The sequence below is a fragment of the Virgibacillus sp. AGTR genome, from assembly GCF_016919725.2.
Taxonomy (GTDB): Bacteria; Bacillota; Bacilli; order Bacillales; family Amphibacillaceae; genus Virgibacillus; species Virgibacillus salarius.
Genome location: NZ_JAJERH010000089.1, coordinates 1 through 17574 on the forward strand (window position 1 = coordinate 1; position 17574 = coordinate 17574).

Genomic DNA, 17574 nt, shown 5'->3' on the forward strand with positions numbered 1-17574 from the left:
TGAACAAAAGGGAGCAATACGCTCTCCCTTTTTGGTTATTAAATAAAACAAATGAATTGCTTTATTTAAATAATACATTTGTAGATACAAATGAAAAAATCGCTAATATCACCAGAATCACAACTAACGTATAAATTGTTTTTTTAACTCTTGACATATCCACTTACCTTTCCCTTGTTGGTTACACTTACACACGACATTTTCCATCCTTATACATCCAAGCCCCTTTAAAAACAAATGAGATAGCCATATTTGCCTGAGAATACGCACTTGTTTTTGAATGACCTTCTATTTTTCCAAGAAAACTAAAGGGCTTATACCGTTATCGATAGTCTCCTCTTTCCTTCCAATGGATATATGACGTTTACCAGACAAATCAAACAGCTCTACTCGTAAAACAAATGATGGAGCATTCGATCCTTATTCTCAAAAAACTGCCGCATCATAGCATAATGACTTGTCTCTTCTAACGTCGTTTCCCGTATACCCGAATCCGATAATTCAAATAATAGAGACTGTGGATACGCCATAAGAATTGGTGAGTGGGTGGATATAATAAATTGTGAGCCATTTTCTACTAATTCATGAATGCGCGTAAGCATGGACATTTGTCGTAACGGTGATAAAGCCGCTTCTGGTTCATCTAATATATAAAGACCATTCCCTTGAAAACGATGAATAAAAGTTGCGAAAAAGGCCTCTCCATGAGATTGCTCATGTAAAGATTTACCTCCAAAGGAGTCAATAATACGTGGCCCAGCCATTGGCTGACTATCCATCACTTCAATATTCGTTGCTACATTGTAAAACGACTCTGCACGAAAGAAAAAATGATCGATCGGGCGCTGGACACCTTTACTAATCCGAATATAGTTATCTAAAGGTGAATGCGAATCATAGCTGGAAAAGTTAAAATTCCGCGTACCTCCCTCTGGATTAAAGCCTAATTCTACAGCAATTGCCTCTAACAGTGTTGATTTACCCATGCCATTTTCACCGATGATATACGTAACATTTGGATGAAAATCTAACACTCCCAAATGACGAATAACGGGTAGATCGAATGGAAATGTATCAAAGGAAGGCACTTGCTCCTGTTTTAACTGTAAGCTTTTTAAAAAAGTATTTTCAGATGTTAATCTAGGCATAGGGAATCACCTCTGCATAACGAGCTCTTTTTCTTTTCATTTTAGCATTCCAAGCTACATTTAGCGATAGCCATCTTCAACGTAAAAGAGCTGCCCAAAAAGCAGCTCTACTCCGACATAACTGAATATACAATTCAATATTCTCGTAAGTAAACCTCTTTCACACACAGATTCTTCTCCCGAAGGGGTTTCCAAATAGGTTAGTTACTGTATTTACATAATACCTCAGCCATCCTCCATGGCATTCATTATTCTTCCGTAAATTCATGTGTTGCTAACGTGGTAGCTAGTTGATCTTCCACTCCTCTAATCGTTGCACTAGAACCCACGTAATTATTTACCATGATGGAGAAAATAAGCGGCTTCCCATCCTTCGTTGTAACATAGCCAGAAAGGGTGGATACCCCCGTTAACGATCCTGTTTTTGCTGTCACATTTCCTTTTGCTGGCTCTGATGTCATTCGATACCGAAGTGTACCTCCAACTAACCTTTCTGCTTCACCTGCAACCGGTAATGACTCCTTATAAGCAGCGAACCAGTCCTCATCCTGTACGTTGTAAAGCAATTCAGCAAGATCATTTGCTGGAATCATATTCTTATGCGACATTCCAGAACCATCCCGAAGTAGTATCGTGTCTTCATCTACACCAAAATCGGTAATAACGTCTCCGATCACCTGCAGCCCCTCATCCCAGCTGCCTTCATCGTTTATTACTTTTCCCATTTCCTTTGTCAGCACTTCACCATGCCCGTTATTGCTTAGTTTCATAAACGGAATGAGTAAATCCTTTAATGGCATTGACTGTTTAGATGTTAGGAGCTGGGCATCTGCCGGTGTTGCTGCAAACGTATCCTTGGAGTTGCCAATAAAAGAGATCCCCTGTGCTTTTAATGATTTTTTAAATACATCGAGCGCATATCCAGTTGGCTCCCATACCGATACCCACGACCTAGACGCTGCACCTTCTACTGGCATCGTCCCCTCGACAACTATCGTATTCGATCCATGCTCTCGCTCAATCGAAATATCCCTCGGCTCTCCGGCATCCACCATTTTCGTGTTATTTTTAATCGTTATATAATCTGTCTCTGGTGTAACACGTATTTCCGCTTTTCCTTTGGCAGTATCTTTCGCAGTTGCTTCTACAATTACCGTACCAGCATCGTAATCTTCGTTTGGTGACAGGGTTAATGCCGAGACCTGTGCACCTGTATAAAATGGCTCATCAGACCAATTCAGATCCTGCGAAAGACGAACGTCATCATACCATGTATCATCACCTATAAGATCTCCCTTAATTTTCCGAATTCCTTGCTTCTTTAAATCCTTAGCAAATTGAACAAAATCCGTTTGGAGGAGGGTGGGGTCACCCTTTCCTTTTAAGTATAGATTTCCATGTAGTACCTTCCCTCTTCGCTTACCATCCGTTAATATCTCTGTCGCAAATTGGTAATCCTTCCCAAGTGTTTCTAAAGCTGCTGCTGCCGTTAGTAATTTCATGTTAGAAGCCGGATGCAGTCGAATGTCACCATTCTGTTGATAAAGTAGTTCACCAGTATCTGCACGCTTAATGCTAACACCCGTAACCGTCCCTTCCAGATGCTCATTTGCTAGTATAGCGGAAAGCTTTTCATCCAACGGAGCATCTTCATCCATTTCTGCCGCTGTTATATCTTCGGATGCTTTTACAAATAAGGGCTCCTCCTGTTTCAAAAATGGGATCATCGTAATAAGTAAGAACAAGAGGAGCAAAAATCCTTTCTTCATGTGATTCTTCCAATCCATGAGCTTGTCCACATCCCCTCATTTTATTTGAATATTTTAATTATACAGTAAAATAGTGCGTTTATTAGAAATTTTATAAAAAAAGCTTCCATAGACCTAGATAAATAGGACCTTATTTATCCCTTCTACAGTCGCTAAGAGCTCCGCATACGCTCTTTCCATCAACGATACGAACCCGATCGATTCAACAACGATACCTTTGAAAGAATGCAAAGGTAAGTTTCACTGTATCTCACCAATCGGGCTTTACGAGCAATTGACCGCTCATTTATCTTTCATGATTCCATCGAGAAGCTTAAAATGTGGACCTTTCTTCCCGATAATTCGGCTTAAAAAACGTGTCTTAGAAAGAAAAAGAATGTCATGTAATTTATGTTTCATTACCATATCATCTATGACAGGTTTCATAAGATAAAAGGTTATAACATGACAAACAAAGGAAAAGCCCATTGGTTTCTACTAGGATTTTTATATATAGAAGAGTGTCGTTTTATAACCTATTACCCTATCATATACATAAGCTTATGGAACGATGGACCACAATACTTTAATTGGGATTTATTTTATTTTGTAAGTTAGCCATCGTTACAATACATAAACAATTAAATTTCTTGCATAATCGGTTATAACTATCCTAGTGCGAATATCATTAGCGATTAATCGCGGAAACTAAAGTGGTACAATTTGACCTCTAATCTCCCCTGCAGGATTTTGTTCAGTATGAGCATTTACATACGTTAGTTCTCGTTCCATAGAATTTATTAAATCCTCTACAGTCCTTATTCCTACCTCATTTGGTACAATGTCATCATCAGTAATAATGCCAGTAATAACACCTCTTTGCGTCGTAATGCCATTTTGTTCCTCAAGCGTTTCTAGGTTAGCCCCAAATAGGAAAACTACTACTGGTCCATTTTCTCCACGTTCACCAAAGTGAATATGAGCCTGAATGAAATTTCGAATGTTCCGAACATCTAGCGAAAACTTTACTTTAGTTCTTCTTTTATTTACTACAAATTTTGCACTACCAAAAGCGTTAGTCTTTACCGGGGGGACTTCGTTATCTCCCTTCAATCTAGCTTTAAACGTTTTTAGCATGTTTTCACCTTCCTTCCATATAATTGCTATAGTTTATGTATGGATATATGGTCTGTATAGTTTTAAAACCTAATTGTTGGACAGGTCACGCGGACATTAACTGTCAATGAAGGAACCAAAAGGCTAGCTTCTCAATTTTAATACTTGGGAATTAGAAATTCTGTAAAATCCGCATTTTCCTAATACATCATGTTGTCAAAGGAAATGCTAAAATTAGTTGCTTACATAATTTTATTTTGTTTAAAAGCCCGTAGGGTTAGCTTCCCTACAATAGGTGTCACTGAATATGGGTTCTCATCATGTTTACTTATTAACATATTTTCCATCGATGCGCCCATTGTAGGGTCCATAAGCCATAACATCATTTTTCAATCATGAATATCCCTCCTCTTGATATACGTTTAAAATGCCTCACGTAGTGAGGTTATGCAGTTCTAGACGGAAAAATCTTATCATTATCAGCGTATAACCAATCATAATAAAGCCTTCATTCATAGGTTATAAGAGAAGTCTATTTATTAGGGTCCGATCTAAAAATGTCACAGTATGGTGGTGGATTTGCGCTAGTTGTTGTGTTGTTTGTCGTTCTAATTATTGTTGGTGCTGGATCATTCGGCTATGGTAGTTACGGCTAATAAACGTAAATAAGAATTAAGACGAAATAAAGTAACCCAATTTAACGAATAATGATAGCCATGTTTGTCACTCCTACTATGTAGAGAGTGTTGATATAAATTTAATTTTGTTTATCCCCCACGGATGGTTAGTACCACAAGTATGACCTAAAGACTTTTGAACCAATCGGACATTTACTGGCAGTCGATCCACCACTTACCAATTTTGATTTCATTCTATTGCTTGAGGTGGGGGTCTTACTGTCAGTTATATGCAGGATAAAAGGAGGGATATGAATGTCATTCGGATATGGCGGTCAAGGCTATGGTGGTGGCTACGGATACGGTGGTGGATTTGCACTTATTGTTGTATTATTCATTCTATTAATCATTGTAGGAGCTGCAGCATTTGGACACAGTTATTAGAAAGTTTTAACGTAATAAATCGACAATTGAAGAAATGATGATGCTGACTTACATTTTATTTTTGTCAGCATCTTTTTTATGAAAACTTTCCAATCAATTACACCTACTTGGATATGTGATCATACCCTAAAAGATAATTCTTTTATCAAATAAGGGAGATGGTTTTTTTGTATCCATTTTATAATTACAAAGTAAGCAATTGGGAAGCTGTTTTATCTTTGTTGTACCATAGTTTGTATGCTGAAGAAATGGTATGTGCTATGAGTAGCGAGTTATTCCATATACCGGAAACAAAGGATTTAAAAGGGAACAACGAAATGCATAGTCACCTAGTCCCTGCATCCTATCATCGTATAACCGCAGTGGGATCATCTCAAAGACTTACGAATGGTGAGCAACGGCAATCTATTATTGACACATTAATAGCTTGTATAATTAATGCGGAGACGCAAGATAAAAAAGTGCGTGAGGGCTTAGATACGATGGCTGAGAATGCGCCAACTGAATATAAATCCTTTATGGAAACAATTATCATATGGCAAGAGCAGGCAGAAGCGTATTTAAATGAAACAAAAGAAGCTTTACAATCAATGGGAATTTCTGTTCCATCAGAAAGCGAACAGTATAGTTCATGAGGTTGGTCTTAGTGACTAACCTTTTTGTTTATATATAAAAATAATTGCGGAGATACAAGGGGTAGTATTTATTTAAAACAAAAGGAGCCTATACTTTTCCTTCTATACTCTAAATATAGAAGGAACAAAAGCGGAAGCTCCCGAATGGAAACGTAGCGACTGGAGTGAGTCAACGGAGATAAAAGAATGAAAGGTGATTTTAATCCGTTTTGGAGTATTACGTTGATTAATTTGCATTTTATAATTTTGAAATTCCCTTTATTTTAGCTGCATCATTTAATGTGGAGAATTGGGCATGTACCACTATTAAATTGCCAACAATAAGATGATATTTTAAATTTATTAGTTATATTTTGTAACATTTGCCTATGGGATGAATATTTTAGGAGTGAGGTAATATAGGAAGGAATGATACAATGCACTATCAACATGAAATGGATCACCCATATCAACACTATGAATCACCATATGAACCAGGCTATGATTCTCCATACATGGATCATAATACACACAAAAAACAAATGTATGAATTATGTAATAAATTTCATTTATATTTTGTGCAAATTCAAGCAATAGATGGGCAAATGTATGATGGCATTATTGAAGATGTAGATGACGACAGTGTAACATTGCTTATGCCATATGGTGATATGGACAGAGAAGAGGGAACGGAACGCCAATACGGCTTTGGGTATGGTGGATATGGTGGATATGGCGGATATGGTGGATTCGGTTTTCCTAGAAGGTTTCGTCGTTTTAGACGGTTCCGATTTCCATTTTTCCGACTACGTCGTTTATTTTTCCCATACTATTATTAATATTTCCCTCCGAATTGTTAATCCTTTCGAAAAAGATGCCTCTTTCATAAGTTGATAAGAGGCATCTTTTGATGATTAAAATCCTTCGATGTGTACTAGTAATCATTATTCATACTCGACTTTTTAGAAGGGTTCTTTTATTTTAAATAAAGAATAATGATGTCAACAATACAAGGGAAACAATAGCAAAGAAGGGAAAAAAGAACCCTGATACACCTGAATCAAGATAAATTCCTTTAGGAGTAACATCCTTTAGAACACCACGATAACATTTCCCATAGTGATCTACGACCTTAACTGGCTTTCCATAGTATTTACAGGCTTTTTGATAAAAGTAATCAGCTTTCATCGAATTCCTCCTTTCTTACCAATACAGTATTATCATATTCTAAAAGATTCTAACTGTATGGATAAGTGAAGGAGGGGTTAAGTACAAATAAGTATCCGCTCATCAAACGGGCTGTTTAAGTTTCGCCATATGAAGGACACTTTACCAACGAGAAGCTGGGACAAAACACAACTTCTTTACTCAAAATACGAATAATCATGTTATCAATAGGAGTATCATCGCCGCACCGTGAAACTATACGCGCTTTTCGCGGGCACGGCATCAGCTAACGTAGTAAAGAAAAACACGTTACCAACTGGATCTTTGGACTCGTGCTGTTCCCTCCGGAATCTCGCTTATTTCAGGTGCTAAATGAATGATTCTAATTAGAAAACGAATTGTTTCTTCATTCTTTTGTCTCAGCCTCTAATTTTATAATTTCCTCACTAGCGATCATTACATTTTGAAACTAAAGCCAAGCAACATACATTTCCTCAAGATTGCGAATATTGGTAATTCCAACTATAAAAATTCATGAAAAAACCTTATAATTAGGGTATGGTAGTCCTGTCCAAATCCCTAACTATAAGGAGTTCACATAAACAATCCTACCATTTGATTCAAAAATTATACAAAAAATGATTGAACACGCACAACTCGATACAGACTTGGCTGGGAATACATTGAGTTTTGTAGTCCTCATTCAAAAAAATACCTAATGTGTAAGAATTAGCTCCCAGCTTGCGTTACTTAAAGTGAAATCAAAAAAGGAGGAATAGAGATGATAAAAATTGGCGCTGTATTTATCCCTGTAACCAATATGGAAAAATCTGCTCAATGGTATCAGGAGAAGCTTGGGTTAAATCCTATTGGCGCTTGGCCAGATGGTAATGGAGCAGATTTTTATTTTACAGAGGAAAAGCAATATGTAACACTTATAAAGGTGAAAAAAATGCCACCAACCACTTTCCCTGACATTACGGATTTTCAGAATTCCTACTTCAATTTTACAACTGCTGATGTGCATGCATTACATACTGAATTAAAGCAAAAAGGTGTGCATGTTTCCGAGGTAGAGGATCATGGAGCAATTACTGGCTTTGACTTTTATGATTTAGATGGCAACACGTTTAGTGTCATTATAGATAGCTAGTATGAAAAGGGACAAACCAAACGAAATATAGATAAGGAAACTCTGAACTCCATTCGATATACGAAGTTATGTTCGAATAGTAGTTCAGAGTTTTATCGTTTATTCTTTAAAAGGCCCTTCTGTAAATCTAGCTTTTCTTTACGGGTATTAATATCGTAAATTCTGGCTCCTCTTCGATTTTATCCATCTTGTATAGCTCAACATGGGTTAAATGACCAACAGGGTTCTCCTCATACCCTTGGCTTTGAATCCATTCATAGATATTTTGGTAGGAGCGATCTATTGCCTGTCCTTTTTCATGATCACACGTTGCATATGTTAGCTCAGGTACGGTTACAATCTCCATACCCGATGGAATCTTTTCCACGTCAGTCACTTCCACGACAGCATAATGGATGAAACCATTCGAAGCTGGATTTGCATGATAAGATAATCCAAAGAAACGATCTGGCTCCAATGCATCGACTATTTCATGTACTCGCCTTCGCAATTCTCTTTGCAGATTTCGAATTTCTCCAGCAGCCGCTCCAACAAATGTACCTTCCCATTTTAGACCAATTGCTGTAAACCCAGCTTTTGTCAATAGTTTCGCCTCATTAGCCTGCTTATCCCTCAAAATTATCAACCCTTTCCTAATTTTCTAACTAATTATATACTAATAGTGTGACAGGTCTAGTCTATATTTCCAACTATTTTCGGGAGAAGGGGGGCTACATTCTAACAAGCATGCTTACAGCTTAGTATAGCACGCCCTTCGACCAACCCTTGATGGAGCTAACAGTCTTACTTTATTTCACGAACAAATGCATAAGCTGGAAAGGAAAATTGCTTCTATGAAATTCTACATAGCCTCTAGTTTTAAAAACAAAGAACACGTACGTTACTTAGCAGAAGGGCTCGTCCATAACGGGCATCTACAAACATACGACTGGACACAGAATACCCGAGCAACCACGGAAAAGGAGCTACAATTCATTGGCAGCAAAGAGAAGCAAGCAGTTGTAGACTGTGATGTATTTATTATGCTAGTACCTGCAGGAAAAGGGAGTCATATAGAATTAGGCATTGCGGCGGCTTTGAAAAAAACAATCTATATCTTTTCAGAAACAACCATACTCCCAGAAAAAGCAAGTACCTTCTACTATTTACCTTTTATCCATAGAAGGCAGGGACTACTGAAAGATTTTCGGAACGAGCTAATAAAAAGGAGCTGATCGTTTGCTAACATTCTTCCGCTATAATTGGCAGGTTCGCGATGAATGGTTTGATTGGTGTACGCAAATTTCTCATGATGAACTGGTAAAGCAACGAACTGGTGGTGTAAGAAGTATTTTGGGTACGCTCTTTCACATCATAGATGTGGAGCAAGCGTGGATAAACGGATTAGCTGGTAAAGAAGAATACCATTATGACAAAGAAGAATTTACCACCTTAGAGGATATAGTAACATTTTCCCAAACTTGTAGGAGACAAATTTTACCTTATATCGAATCGTATCATGCTGGTAAAGATTATAAGCCTTGTTTTGGAATGTTTACCCACGGGGAAATCATGCGTCATGTCATTGCTCACGAAATCCACCATGTGGGACAATTATCTATCTGGTCGCGCGAGCTAAATAGGGAACCCATCACTGCCAATTTAATACGAAGAGGACTTTATAACACAGATAAGCAGTAATACTATTGTTTATCGTAAATGTAGAAGGCGCCATTTATAAAGACAACAAATGGTTAATTGGAAAACGTAGTGAAAAAGAAGATCATGCCGCTAATACATTATCACTAATTGGCGGAAAAGTAGAGCAAGAAGGCAATACGGATACCATACTTGAAACGACATTACGTAGAGAAATTACCGATGAGGTAGGAATTTCTGTTAAGCACCCTATATATATAACAAGCGCCTCCTTTGTAACCGATACAGGTATCCATGTTGTAAATATAGTATATCTATGTGAACATCAATCTGGTAAAGCAATTGCGAAAGATCCTAACGAGATAGCTGCTGTTTATTGGATGACAACAGAGGAGATCATCCACGGGTCCACGATCCCAGGATATGTGAAAGCTTATATTAAGCAAGCAGATCGCTTAAAGCAAAAGGTGATAACCAAAACAGAAAAGTCATTCGAAACGTAACTACTTTTGTAATCGATTATCTCACGTATATGATTTGGAGCAGCAGTAAGGGATTGCTACACAACTTTCCCTTAAGCTTTCATTATTTATAAGAGAATAGTCATATACGAGCTATAGAAGGGATTGTGTGTACGTGATACTAACAAACGAAATGGCTTTGCAGATCGAACAAGCTGAGATTGATACACTCCAATCAAGATTAACTGCTATTTCCCACATCCAAGGAAATCCAATGGATGCTGACGTAAGAACATTTGGAAATGCTACTGCATTTACTGCTACCAAAATTCCTGGCCCTTCCTTTAATACAGTGAAAGGACTGACTGATAATGATAGCGACCATTTAGAGGAGATAATTGACTTTTACCAGCAAAAGAACATTCCGTTACAATTCGAACTAACTCCAGCCCATGTGTCAAATGTTGTATTTGATGCACTTGCTTCCAGAGGCTTTTACCAAAAAGGATTTCATACCGTTCTTTATGGAGAAACGGCGAAGCTTAAACGCAGACAGTTTCCTGATATTACTATCAAACCAATACATATAGACAATTTTAATACATTTGCACATATTTATACAAAAGGATTCGCAATGCCTGATTTTTTAAACCCCTTTATTGCAGAAAATAACGCTGTTTTGCACAAGGTGCCTGGCTGGACGTTTCTACTTGCTAATAGCAGCAATACACCGGCAGGAGTTGGTGTACTATTTACAAAGAATACGATTGCGAACTTAGCTGCCGCAGCAACGCTTCCTACGGACCAAAATAAAGGTGTGCATCAAGCCTTACTTCAACGACGTATCCAGCTTGCAAGAGAGGCAAACTGTAAAATCATCGTTGGTCAAGCCACATTTGGTAGTGTGAGCCAGCAGAACATGCAAAAAGTAGGAATGACCATCGCATACACCAAGTCAATTTGGCGGAAGAAATAATCTCCTTATAGAAATAGGGATCATTTAACAGAATCCAGCATACTTTCAGTTAATAAGATTGTTGAGAGGTGTGATATCGTTGCATAAAACGGTTGTATTGGTTTATCTAATGCTTTTCTTAATAGTGTTTGCCGCGTGTGAAACGGACAGTAAAGTGAAAGAAGACAGCGTAAAAGCTATAAAAGGGAATGATGAAAATTCAACAACTGCATTAAATGAAGCATATAATGATTGGGAGCTTACTCCAACCTTTGAGTATCATACGAAAAGTAAGGATGGTGAAGATTTAACTTATGAAGTTATCGGAAAAAAGGATGCATTTGGTATAACTGGTCCTTTCCCAATCGTATCTAGTAAATCACAAAAATATTTTTGGTTTTATTGGGGGCAAGAAAATATTAAAAATCAACCAGTAGAAATAATGGCATTAAAAAAAGGAGCAAAAGATTTAATTAAGGTGTTTTCTGGAGAATTCTACAGCGGAGCACAAATTAATAAAAACGAAGTTAATATGCCATCAAATTTATTATTCCCATCTCCCGGAGTTTGGAATGTACTCATTTTTATAGATGATGAGCTTACTGGGAACATTGTCGTAGAAGTAGTATCAACTGATTAATTACGATGAACTGTAACATATTTATTTAAATACATATTTAAGACAGCTTACTATCCCCACGGAAAGAATCGATCTATTACATAACCTAGCTACCTTCCAACAACAGATAGCTAGGTATTGATTTTTTTCAACTAATAGACTCCAACAGCATTATAGGCTTGTTCGACAGCTGCCACCGCCTCTGATTCGTCTCCATATAGATCCGTCGCCGCTTGTATAGCAGCTTGACGCATCATGCTAAAATCGGAATTACTTGTTAAATAAAGGGATAGGGCGCGATAATAAATTTGTTCTGTTACATCACGGCCAACTCCATTCACTTCAACATCGTAATGCTCTCCTCCCTCTGAAACTAAATAAGCTGCTTTATTATTAATACTGCTGTTTATATGAACGCCACCATTATCTAATGGTCCTGTATATCTTCTATCCCAATGATCTGGATAGGGCTCCTGTGTGCGTCTTTCAATCAATGCCGTCGGATCTTCCATTGATCGCAAGGCTATCGTTCCATCTGCCATAATTGCATCACCGATTAGCCAATCATCCCGATCAACCATTGCCCCAAATATATCTGCAAACGATTCATTCAAGGCGCCAGACTGATTACGATAAATTAATCCGGCTGTATGCTGAACAACACCATGGCTCATTTCATGAGCAGCAACATCAAGTCCTCCTGCTAACGGATGAAAACGAATGCCATCTCCATCCCCATAGGACATCTGCCTCCCATTCCACGATGCATTATTCCAGTTATGTCCGACATGAACCGCTGATATTAAAATTTGACCATTGTCATCTACAGAATTACGATTAAAGGTATCCAAATAATAATCATATGTTTTTTGTGCATTTGCATGAGCATCGACGGCTGATCCATCCCGGAACATCTTATTTAAACTTGTTATATCTACATTTGTACCTGTTGTATGGTCATACGTTACTACCCCATCACCACGAGTAATATCAAATAGCCTGTACATCCCATTAAATGCCTGAGCCTCAAACATCTGTTTATCACCAAACACGCCTCTTCCAAAAGCAGTAACATGATGAGCAGCATTATATGAATCGATAATGCTACCATTGGACGCGTCAACAAAATAATGCCAAAACCCTACGGATGGCTGTGTAGTAGAAGCCGTAACAAGATACGTGTCATAGAATTTTTCCTTATATTCATATAAATATCGTTTTGCATCTACTTCACCATCATAATCCTTTACTTCCCCAATTTTCTTTTCAATATGTGCTTTAGCAATTTCTTTTGCTTTCGCTGCTGATACCGTCGTTTTTTCTGCCACATTTTTCGTTTCTATTGCAGGAATAACCTTACCGAAATACGCAGTAACGTCTTTATTTTCATCTAATGTAATTGTCTGATCCGCGCCAAATATAGGTATGCCTTTATACAACTGCTCTAGCTTAAAGTGGGTGGTGCCTGTTTCCCGATCTATTTGTTCATTTGTTATGTTAAAATTAATATGCGAACGATCTGTTAATTGAAAGTGTTCTTGATTGGATTCCAAATATGAAAGGACAACCTCTTTTTTGGATAGACCACTTGGTGCCTGCCATTTTTCAATAATATATGAGGGGGTATCGTAGGAGTTATCTATGTTTATTTTTGTTTCTTGCGCATGAATCATAGTACTATGGGTAATCATTCCAAATGACAATGGAACCGCCAGTGTCAAAGCCATCCATTTTTTCTTTAATTTCATACCTACCATCCTTTCCATCTTTCATAAATTAGCCGCTGCCCGGAGCAAGCGGAGCCGTTCATCCTTCACTCCCTTTCTGCTATTAATTATGAAGTCTACACCCTCTTAACTCTAGTAAATTTTAAAAATGAATTGCTAGAATCTTAAGTGTAGAAACTATTATAGATTAATAGACTCGATAAATTTGTCGAAACCCGTAGCTATGTTTATGAATAATAAAAAATGATTAATATGTACTGATTTCTGTTTACTTATACATAGGAGTTAGGAATGAAACCCATTAGAAAAGAAGCTGATTTCGTTACTTTTTTCGAGGCTAAATAACTACCCTTATCTGTCAACGAAAAGAAACCTCTGTTAAAAACGATTCAAACCTCCTAATAAAGCTACGGTTATTATAAATAATAGCTAAAATGTTATAACTTATTCACTATAAATCCGAGAAAAATTAGCGATTATACTCCATCATTCGTCTTGACCCTTCATTTGTTTGCACCTTTTTCCTCAGTTTATTTGGAAAGCAAAACAGAAATAGTTTTTATTTTTTCAGCAATAAAATAGAAGGAAATTCTACAAAATAACTCGAAATAGATAGATGGAAGGAAGTGAAAGCGATGTTAAAAGGAAAACATTTCTATCTAAGGCCGTTTACCGAAGACGATGTGACCGAATGCCTGAATCTCGAAAAACGGAACCGCTCCTTTTTTGCAGCCTATTCCATAGAAAGAGAAGAGGATTTTTATACAGAAGAGGCTCAGCTTAAAAGAATTCGGCAAGCGATAAGTAGACAAGCGAAAGAAGAGGAGTACCATTTTGGGATGTTTCTAAACGAAGAGGACAAGCTAATTGGTACGATTAATTTGTTTCAAGTAAAGCGGGGACCAGTACAGTGTGCACTTATCGGCTACGTTCTTGATAAATCTCATAATGGCAAAGGATACATGACCGAGGCGGCTAAGCTTGTAGTAGATTTCGGATTTAACGAGCTGAAGCTCCATCGGATTGAAGCAGGAGTTATGCCACATAATATCGGATCGATTCGTGTATTAGAGAAGGCAGGATTTCATAAAGAAGGTATTGCCAAAAAGAATGTGAAAATAAACGGAAAGTGGGAAGACCATCAAGTATTAGCTATCATCAATCCAGAAGATATGTAGGAACAAAAGCGCAGATCGATTATCGTCATGCGCTTTTGTCAATTCGACGTTTCCTCAAAGGAAATTCCTTCTACTTTTTCTGACGATACATGATGCTTTATATGAATTCGCACACCAAATTCCTTATCTCCTTCTCGTAGCCACAGCTTAAATTTTTCTATTTTTGAGTCATCCTGTTCTTCATTGCCACTGTATAAATAATCAACAATCTCGGCATCTGGATATTTAGCCATCGTTGCTTTGACAGCCATTTTACCCCACTTTGCATAGGCAGGAACTTCTTCAACAACAGCTGCAGCAGCTTGTTCTGTAGGAATTAGAGAAGTCGCCCCTGTAATAAGCATCAACCCACTCAAGCTAACTGCCATAAAAAATGTATGCATCGGTCCATCCTCCTTTATACATTTAGAATGTGAAGAATTTGTGAATTTATACGTATCTTGATTTGTGAACTTCGAACACGTTTACTGTGAACTTCAACGAATTTTATTTAGTATAATAAATGAATAGGTGATGAAGGGGAGGGAGCAATGAACATGACAACTATTTGTTTAATTAGACACGGGGAAACCGATTGGAATGCCGCGGGAAAGCTCCAAGGCAAAACGGATATTCCATTAAATGATACTGGTAGAAAGCAAGCTATGAAATGTGCTACATATTTAAATAGCGAAGATTATGATGAACTGATATGTAGTCCATTACGAAGGGCGAAGGAAACTGCAGAAATTATAAATAAGCAACTACAATTACCATTTAAAATAATGGAAGCGTTCAAGGAACGATCTTTTGGAAAAGCAGAAGGAATGACCATCGCAGAAAGGAATGAAGCTTATCCTGATCGCAACTTCCCTAATCAGGAAGAGCGGGAGGATTTTCAAGCACGAGTAATGGGTGGTATTGCAAAAGTGAAGGAGCAATACCCTAACAAACGGATTTTATTAGTTGCACATGGCGCTGTAATTAATGCGATACTCTCCGAGCTATCTGACGGGGAAATTGGTTCTGGTAAAACAAAGCTTATGAATGGATGTATTAGTAATATTCATGTTCAGCAAGATGATTGGAAGGTTCGTGACTATAATCAAACAGAACATCTCTCCTAAGAAAAAAGCGCAAGCGCTCGATTAGAAACGTAGCGACTGGAGTGAGTCAATAGAGATAAAGGCTTCAAGTTGAAGCTTGCGAGCCAATGATGACTTATCGTAGGGGGTGCCCGCCATGGCGGCACCCCCTATATTTGTGTATGTTAATCAATTATCAATGTATCTTCCTTCATTTTTGTTTGTTATTTCAACGTTTGTATTGTTGTTATATCCAAATACATATACATTGTCTGAATTTCCATTGACATAGATTTCATAATAATTTTCAGGCTCATCTTCAAATGTGACTTTTCCATAATATGTTCCTTGTTTCCAGTCGTATAAAATTTCTTTTTCTTGAATGTGACTTTCATAATTATTTTCATTAATATATGAATCTATTGTTTCAGATACTTCTTTTTTCTTAATAAAGAGGTTCATGAAAATCACTCCTACTATAAGTAGTAACAAAACCATAACAACTATAATAATATATTTAGTTATTTTGTTTTTTTTAGTTTTCTTACTTTTCTCTATTGACATAATATACCTATCCTTATATTTAATATGATTTACAAAAAATGGAGGTGTTTATTTTGTTAAAAAAATTGGGGGTATTGCTTGGTTTTGTTTTGTTTGCATCTTTTTTTGTTTATTCTAACACATCTTTTGCAAAAGATGTGAATGATGAAGGTACTGATTTGTCTAAAGAGAATTTTGATGAATTAATTAAGGTTTTGTGCTTCTTATTAAATATGTGCTTCATTCACTTACACTTTTTACGGTTCTAGTCGCTAAATTGCTTTTGTTCTTTTCTCCTTAACGTTCAAGTGCCCAATAAATATGCCGGCAAAAATGAAAACGGTCAGCTACTACAATTGGTTTTCCTAATGCTTGGTCCACGGCTGCTTTAAATGAAGGGCTCGTATCCATAACCACCACTTCTACTCTTTGCCCATGCTCTTTCAAGTAAGTCTCTACTGTTTCTTTTTCCTATCCGGCAATATCTCCAGGGGTTTCCGATCCACCGGATCGGCAATAATGGTTTGGTATTTTTCTCCGTCTGAATCTCCCTTATATTCATCAATAGCGATTACAGAAGGTAACTCTTTTGTTTCCTTCAAAAACTAGATCCCACTTCATTAACCTACGCATTACAGTAATTGCGGAAATGTTAAATGGATAGGCAATAGCTTTAAAGTTTTTTCCACATGAATTAGCTCCAATGCAATAGCTTGTTTTAGTTCTTTAGACTACCGCTGATAGTGGTCTACTTATGAGTTATTCTCATAGTAACGTTTTTCATAATCCGATTGTTCACATTTATAGCGACGCTTACGGTAAAAAATAAGTGTTTCTCTTACAAACAGTTTTGAATGCCGGATCTTTTGAGTACGGTAATCATGCACCTTTTTTGTAAGCACATTACATACCGGACAACGATGGGGCTTAGCATCCAGTTCCGCATGGAGCTGAAAAACTCCACCATTTTCAACTGTTTTTTTAATACGAAAGGCTTTTCAACCGGGTGAAGACATGTTAAAGTTCACTTACACGCAACTCCTTTTGTGTTTGTTTTGTGGGTAAAACAAGTCTAACAAAATTCGGAGTTTGCGTGTTTTTATTTAGCTGAATTTTCTCAGTATCCCAACATATATTTTAGAGCCAAAAAAATAACCACCCAGCCGGTCAGCTCCTTTGAACAAAACCGACTTCTTTGACCAGCTGTTGGAGAACTTTTGGAGACAAGGATCGTTGTAGTTCCTGTGAAAAGAGAGTCAGTTCATCTGAAATTTCACGACTCATAAAAAAACACCATCCTTTTCCATATATTACTGAAAGGATAGCGCGTTTTCCGTTTTGGGGGTAGTCATTTGAATTAACTTGATGGGCATGTGGTAGGA

At 37.3% G+C, this 17574-nt stretch carries 24 protein-coding genes; 12 read left to right on the plus strand and 12 right to left on the minus strand.

The genetic code is table 11. From position 1 onward, the window contains the following. Positions 1–386 precede the first annotated feature (386 nt). The 3 genes from JUJ52_RS20500 to JUJ52_RS20510 form a co-directional block, all read right to left on the minus strand. The gene (locus tag JUJ52_RS20500; protein WP_026681913.1) at positions 387–1148 is read right to left on the minus strand and encodes an AAA family ATPase; all 762 of its coding nucleotides are present in this window, start codon (positions 1146–1148) and stop codon (positions 387–389) included. 248 nt (positions 1149–1396) lie between these two features. After that, positions 1397–2935: a D-alanyl-D-alanine carboxypeptidase/D-alanyl-D-alanine endopeptidase gene (gene dacB, locus JUJ52_RS20505; protein ID WP_205389334.1), complete on the minus strand. Its 1539-nt coding sequence runs from the start codon at positions 2933–2935 to the stop codon at positions 1397–1399. Positions 2936–3604: 669 nt separating this feature from the next. Further along, on the minus strand, positions 3605–4033 hold the full coding sequence (locus tag JUJ52_RS20510; protein WP_026681910.1) for a CHRD domain-containing protein: 429 nt from the start codon (positions 4031–4033) through the stop codon (positions 3605–3607). 536 nt (positions 4034–4569) lie between these two features. Between JUJ52_RS20510 and JUJ52_RS20515 the strand changes: the two genes are divergently transcribed. The 4 genes from JUJ52_RS20515 to JUJ52_RS20530 all read left to right on the plus strand — a co-directional run bounded on the left by JUJ52_RS20515 (position 4570) and on the right by JUJ52_RS20530 (position 6526). Continuing rightward, on the plus strand, positions 4570–4668 hold the full coding sequence (locus JUJ52_RS20515; RefSeq protein WP_166530617.1) for a YjcZ family sporulation protein: 99 nt from the start codon (positions 4570–4572) through the stop codon (positions 4666–4668). Between the two features lie 276 nt (positions 4669–4944). Next, positions 4945–5073: a YjcZ family sporulation protein gene (locus JUJ52_RS20520; RefSeq protein WP_228089173.1), complete on the plus strand. Its 129-nt coding sequence runs from the start codon at positions 4945–4947 to the stop codon at positions 5071–5073. 158 nt (positions 5074–5231) lie between these two features. After that, complete coding sequence (locus JUJ52_RS20525; RefSeq protein ID WP_374489074.1) at positions 5232–5708, plus strand: hypothetical protein; 477 nt, start codon at positions 5232–5234, stop codon at positions 5706–5708. Positions 5709–6124: 416 nt separating this feature from the next. Beyond that, a complete protein-coding gene (locus JUJ52_RS20530; RefSeq protein WP_226983585.1) occupies positions 6125–6526 on the plus strand; it encodes a hypothetical protein in 402 nt (133 codons plus the stop codon). Between the two features lie 142 nt (positions 6527–6668). Here the strand turns inward: JUJ52_RS20530 and JUJ52_RS20535 are convergent, their stop codons facing one another. Then, positions 6669–6875: a DUF2642 domain-containing protein gene (locus tag JUJ52_RS20535; RefSeq protein ID WP_034679890.1), complete on the minus strand. Its 207-nt coding sequence runs from the start codon at positions 6873–6875 to the stop codon at positions 6669–6671. A 760-nt stretch (positions 6876–7635) separates the two neighbouring features. On the opposite strand from JUJ52_RS20535, the gene JUJ52_RS20540 reads away from it, so the two are divergent. Further along, entirely contained in the window at positions 7636–8007 is a 372-nt protein-coding gene (locus JUJ52_RS20540) for a VOC family protein (protein WP_121604178.1), read from the plus strand. Positions 8008–8134: 127 nt separating this feature from the next. Here JUJ52_RS20540 and JUJ52_RS20545 read toward each other — a convergent pair whose 3' ends face one another. Next, positions 8135–8623, minus strand: a complete 489-nt coding sequence (locus JUJ52_RS20545) for a GyrI-like domain-containing protein (protein WP_205389337.1) — start codon at positions 8621–8623, stop codon at positions 8135–8137. A 217-nt stretch (positions 8624–8840) separates the two neighbouring features. Between JUJ52_RS20545 and JUJ52_RS20550 the strand changes: the two genes are divergently transcribed. The 5 genes from JUJ52_RS20550 (at position 8841) to JUJ52_RS20570 (ending at position 11701) form a co-directional block, all read left to right on the plus strand. Next, entirely contained in the window at positions 8841–9221 is a 381-nt protein-coding gene (locus tag JUJ52_RS20550; protein WP_205389717.1) for a nucleoside 2-deoxyribosyltransferase, read from the plus strand. Between the two features lie 4 nt (positions 9222–9225). After that, positions 9226–9687, plus strand: coding sequence for a DinB family protein (locus JUJ52_RS20555; RefSeq protein WP_205389338.1), 462 nt, complete (start codon positions 9226–9228; stop codon positions 9685–9687). Positions 9688–9692: 5 nt separating this feature from the next. Beyond that, positions 9693–10148, plus strand: coding sequence for an NUDIX hydrolase (locus JUJ52_RS20560; protein ID WP_205389339.1), 456 nt, complete (start codon positions 9693–9695; stop codon positions 10146–10148). Positions 10149–10275: 127 nt separating this feature from the next. Beyond that, on the plus strand, positions 10276–11082 hold the full coding sequence (locus tag JUJ52_RS20565; RefSeq protein ID WP_228089174.1) for a GNAT family N-acetyltransferase: 807 nt from the start codon (positions 10276–10278) through the stop codon (positions 11080–11082). Positions 11083–11161: 79 nt separating this feature from the next. After that, the gene (locus tag JUJ52_RS20570) at positions 11162–11701 is read left to right on the plus strand and encodes a hypothetical protein (RefSeq protein ID WP_205389340.1); all 540 of its coding nucleotides are present in this window, start codon (positions 11162–11164) and stop codon (positions 11699–11701) included. 131 nt (positions 11702–11832) lie between these two features. On the opposite strand, the gene JUJ52_RS20575 is transcribed toward JUJ52_RS20570, so the two are convergent. Further along, complete coding sequence (locus JUJ52_RS20575) at positions 11833–13428, minus strand: M4 family metallopeptidase (protein WP_308036059.1); 1596 nt, start codon at positions 13426–13428, stop codon at positions 11833–11835. A gap of 614 nt (positions 13429–14042) precedes the next feature. Between JUJ52_RS20575 and JUJ52_RS20580 the strand changes: the two genes are divergently transcribed. Then, positions 14043–14585, plus strand: a complete 543-nt coding sequence (locus JUJ52_RS20580) for a GNAT family N-acetyltransferase (RefSeq protein WP_205389342.1) — start codon at positions 14043–14045, stop codon at positions 14583–14585. Positions 14586–14623: 38 nt separating this feature from the next. On the opposite strand, the gene JUJ52_RS20585 is transcribed toward JUJ52_RS20580, so the two are convergent. Then, the gene (locus tag JUJ52_RS20585; RefSeq protein ID WP_205389343.1) at positions 14624–14968 is read right to left on the minus strand and encodes a DUF3889 domain-containing protein; all 345 of its coding nucleotides are present in this window, start codon (positions 14966–14968) and stop codon (positions 14624–14626) included. Positions 14969–15121: 153 nt separating this feature from the next. Between JUJ52_RS20585 and JUJ52_RS20590 the strand changes: the two genes are divergently transcribed. Next, on the plus strand, positions 15122–15691 hold the full coding sequence (locus tag JUJ52_RS20590) for a histidine phosphatase family protein (RefSeq protein ID WP_026683043.1): 570 nt from the start codon (positions 15122–15124) through the stop codon (positions 15689–15691). A 147-nt stretch (positions 15692–15838) separates the two neighbouring features. Here JUJ52_RS20590 and JUJ52_RS20595 read toward each other — a convergent pair whose 3' ends face one another. The 5 genes from JUJ52_RS20595 to JUJ52_RS20610 all read right to left on the minus strand — a co-directional run. Next, entirely contained in the window at positions 15839–16213 is a 375-nt protein-coding gene (locus tag JUJ52_RS20595; RefSeq protein WP_228089175.1) for a DUF3139 domain-containing protein, read from the minus strand. Positions 16214–16489: 276 nt separating this feature from the next. Then, a complete protein-coding gene (locus JUJ52_RS20600) occupies positions 16490–16639 on the minus strand; it encodes a transposase (protein WP_228089176.1) in 150 nt (49 codons plus the stop codon). Between the two features lie 8 nt (positions 16640–16647). Beyond that, a complete protein-coding gene (locus JUJ52_RS20605) occupies positions 16648–16794 on the minus strand; it encodes a hypothetical protein (RefSeq protein ID WP_228089177.1) in 147 nt (48 codons plus the stop codon). 150 nt (positions 16795–16944) lie between these two features. Then, complete coding sequence (locus JUJ52_RS23790) at positions 16945–17178, minus strand: transposase family protein (protein ID WP_374489081.1); 234 nt, start codon at positions 17176–17178, stop codon at positions 16945–16947. 181 nt (positions 17179–17359) lie between these two features. Beyond that, positions 17360–17574 (minus strand): hypothetical protein (locus tag JUJ52_RS20610; RefSeq protein ID WP_228089178.1); only part of this gene is annotated, 215 nt, incomplete at its 5' end.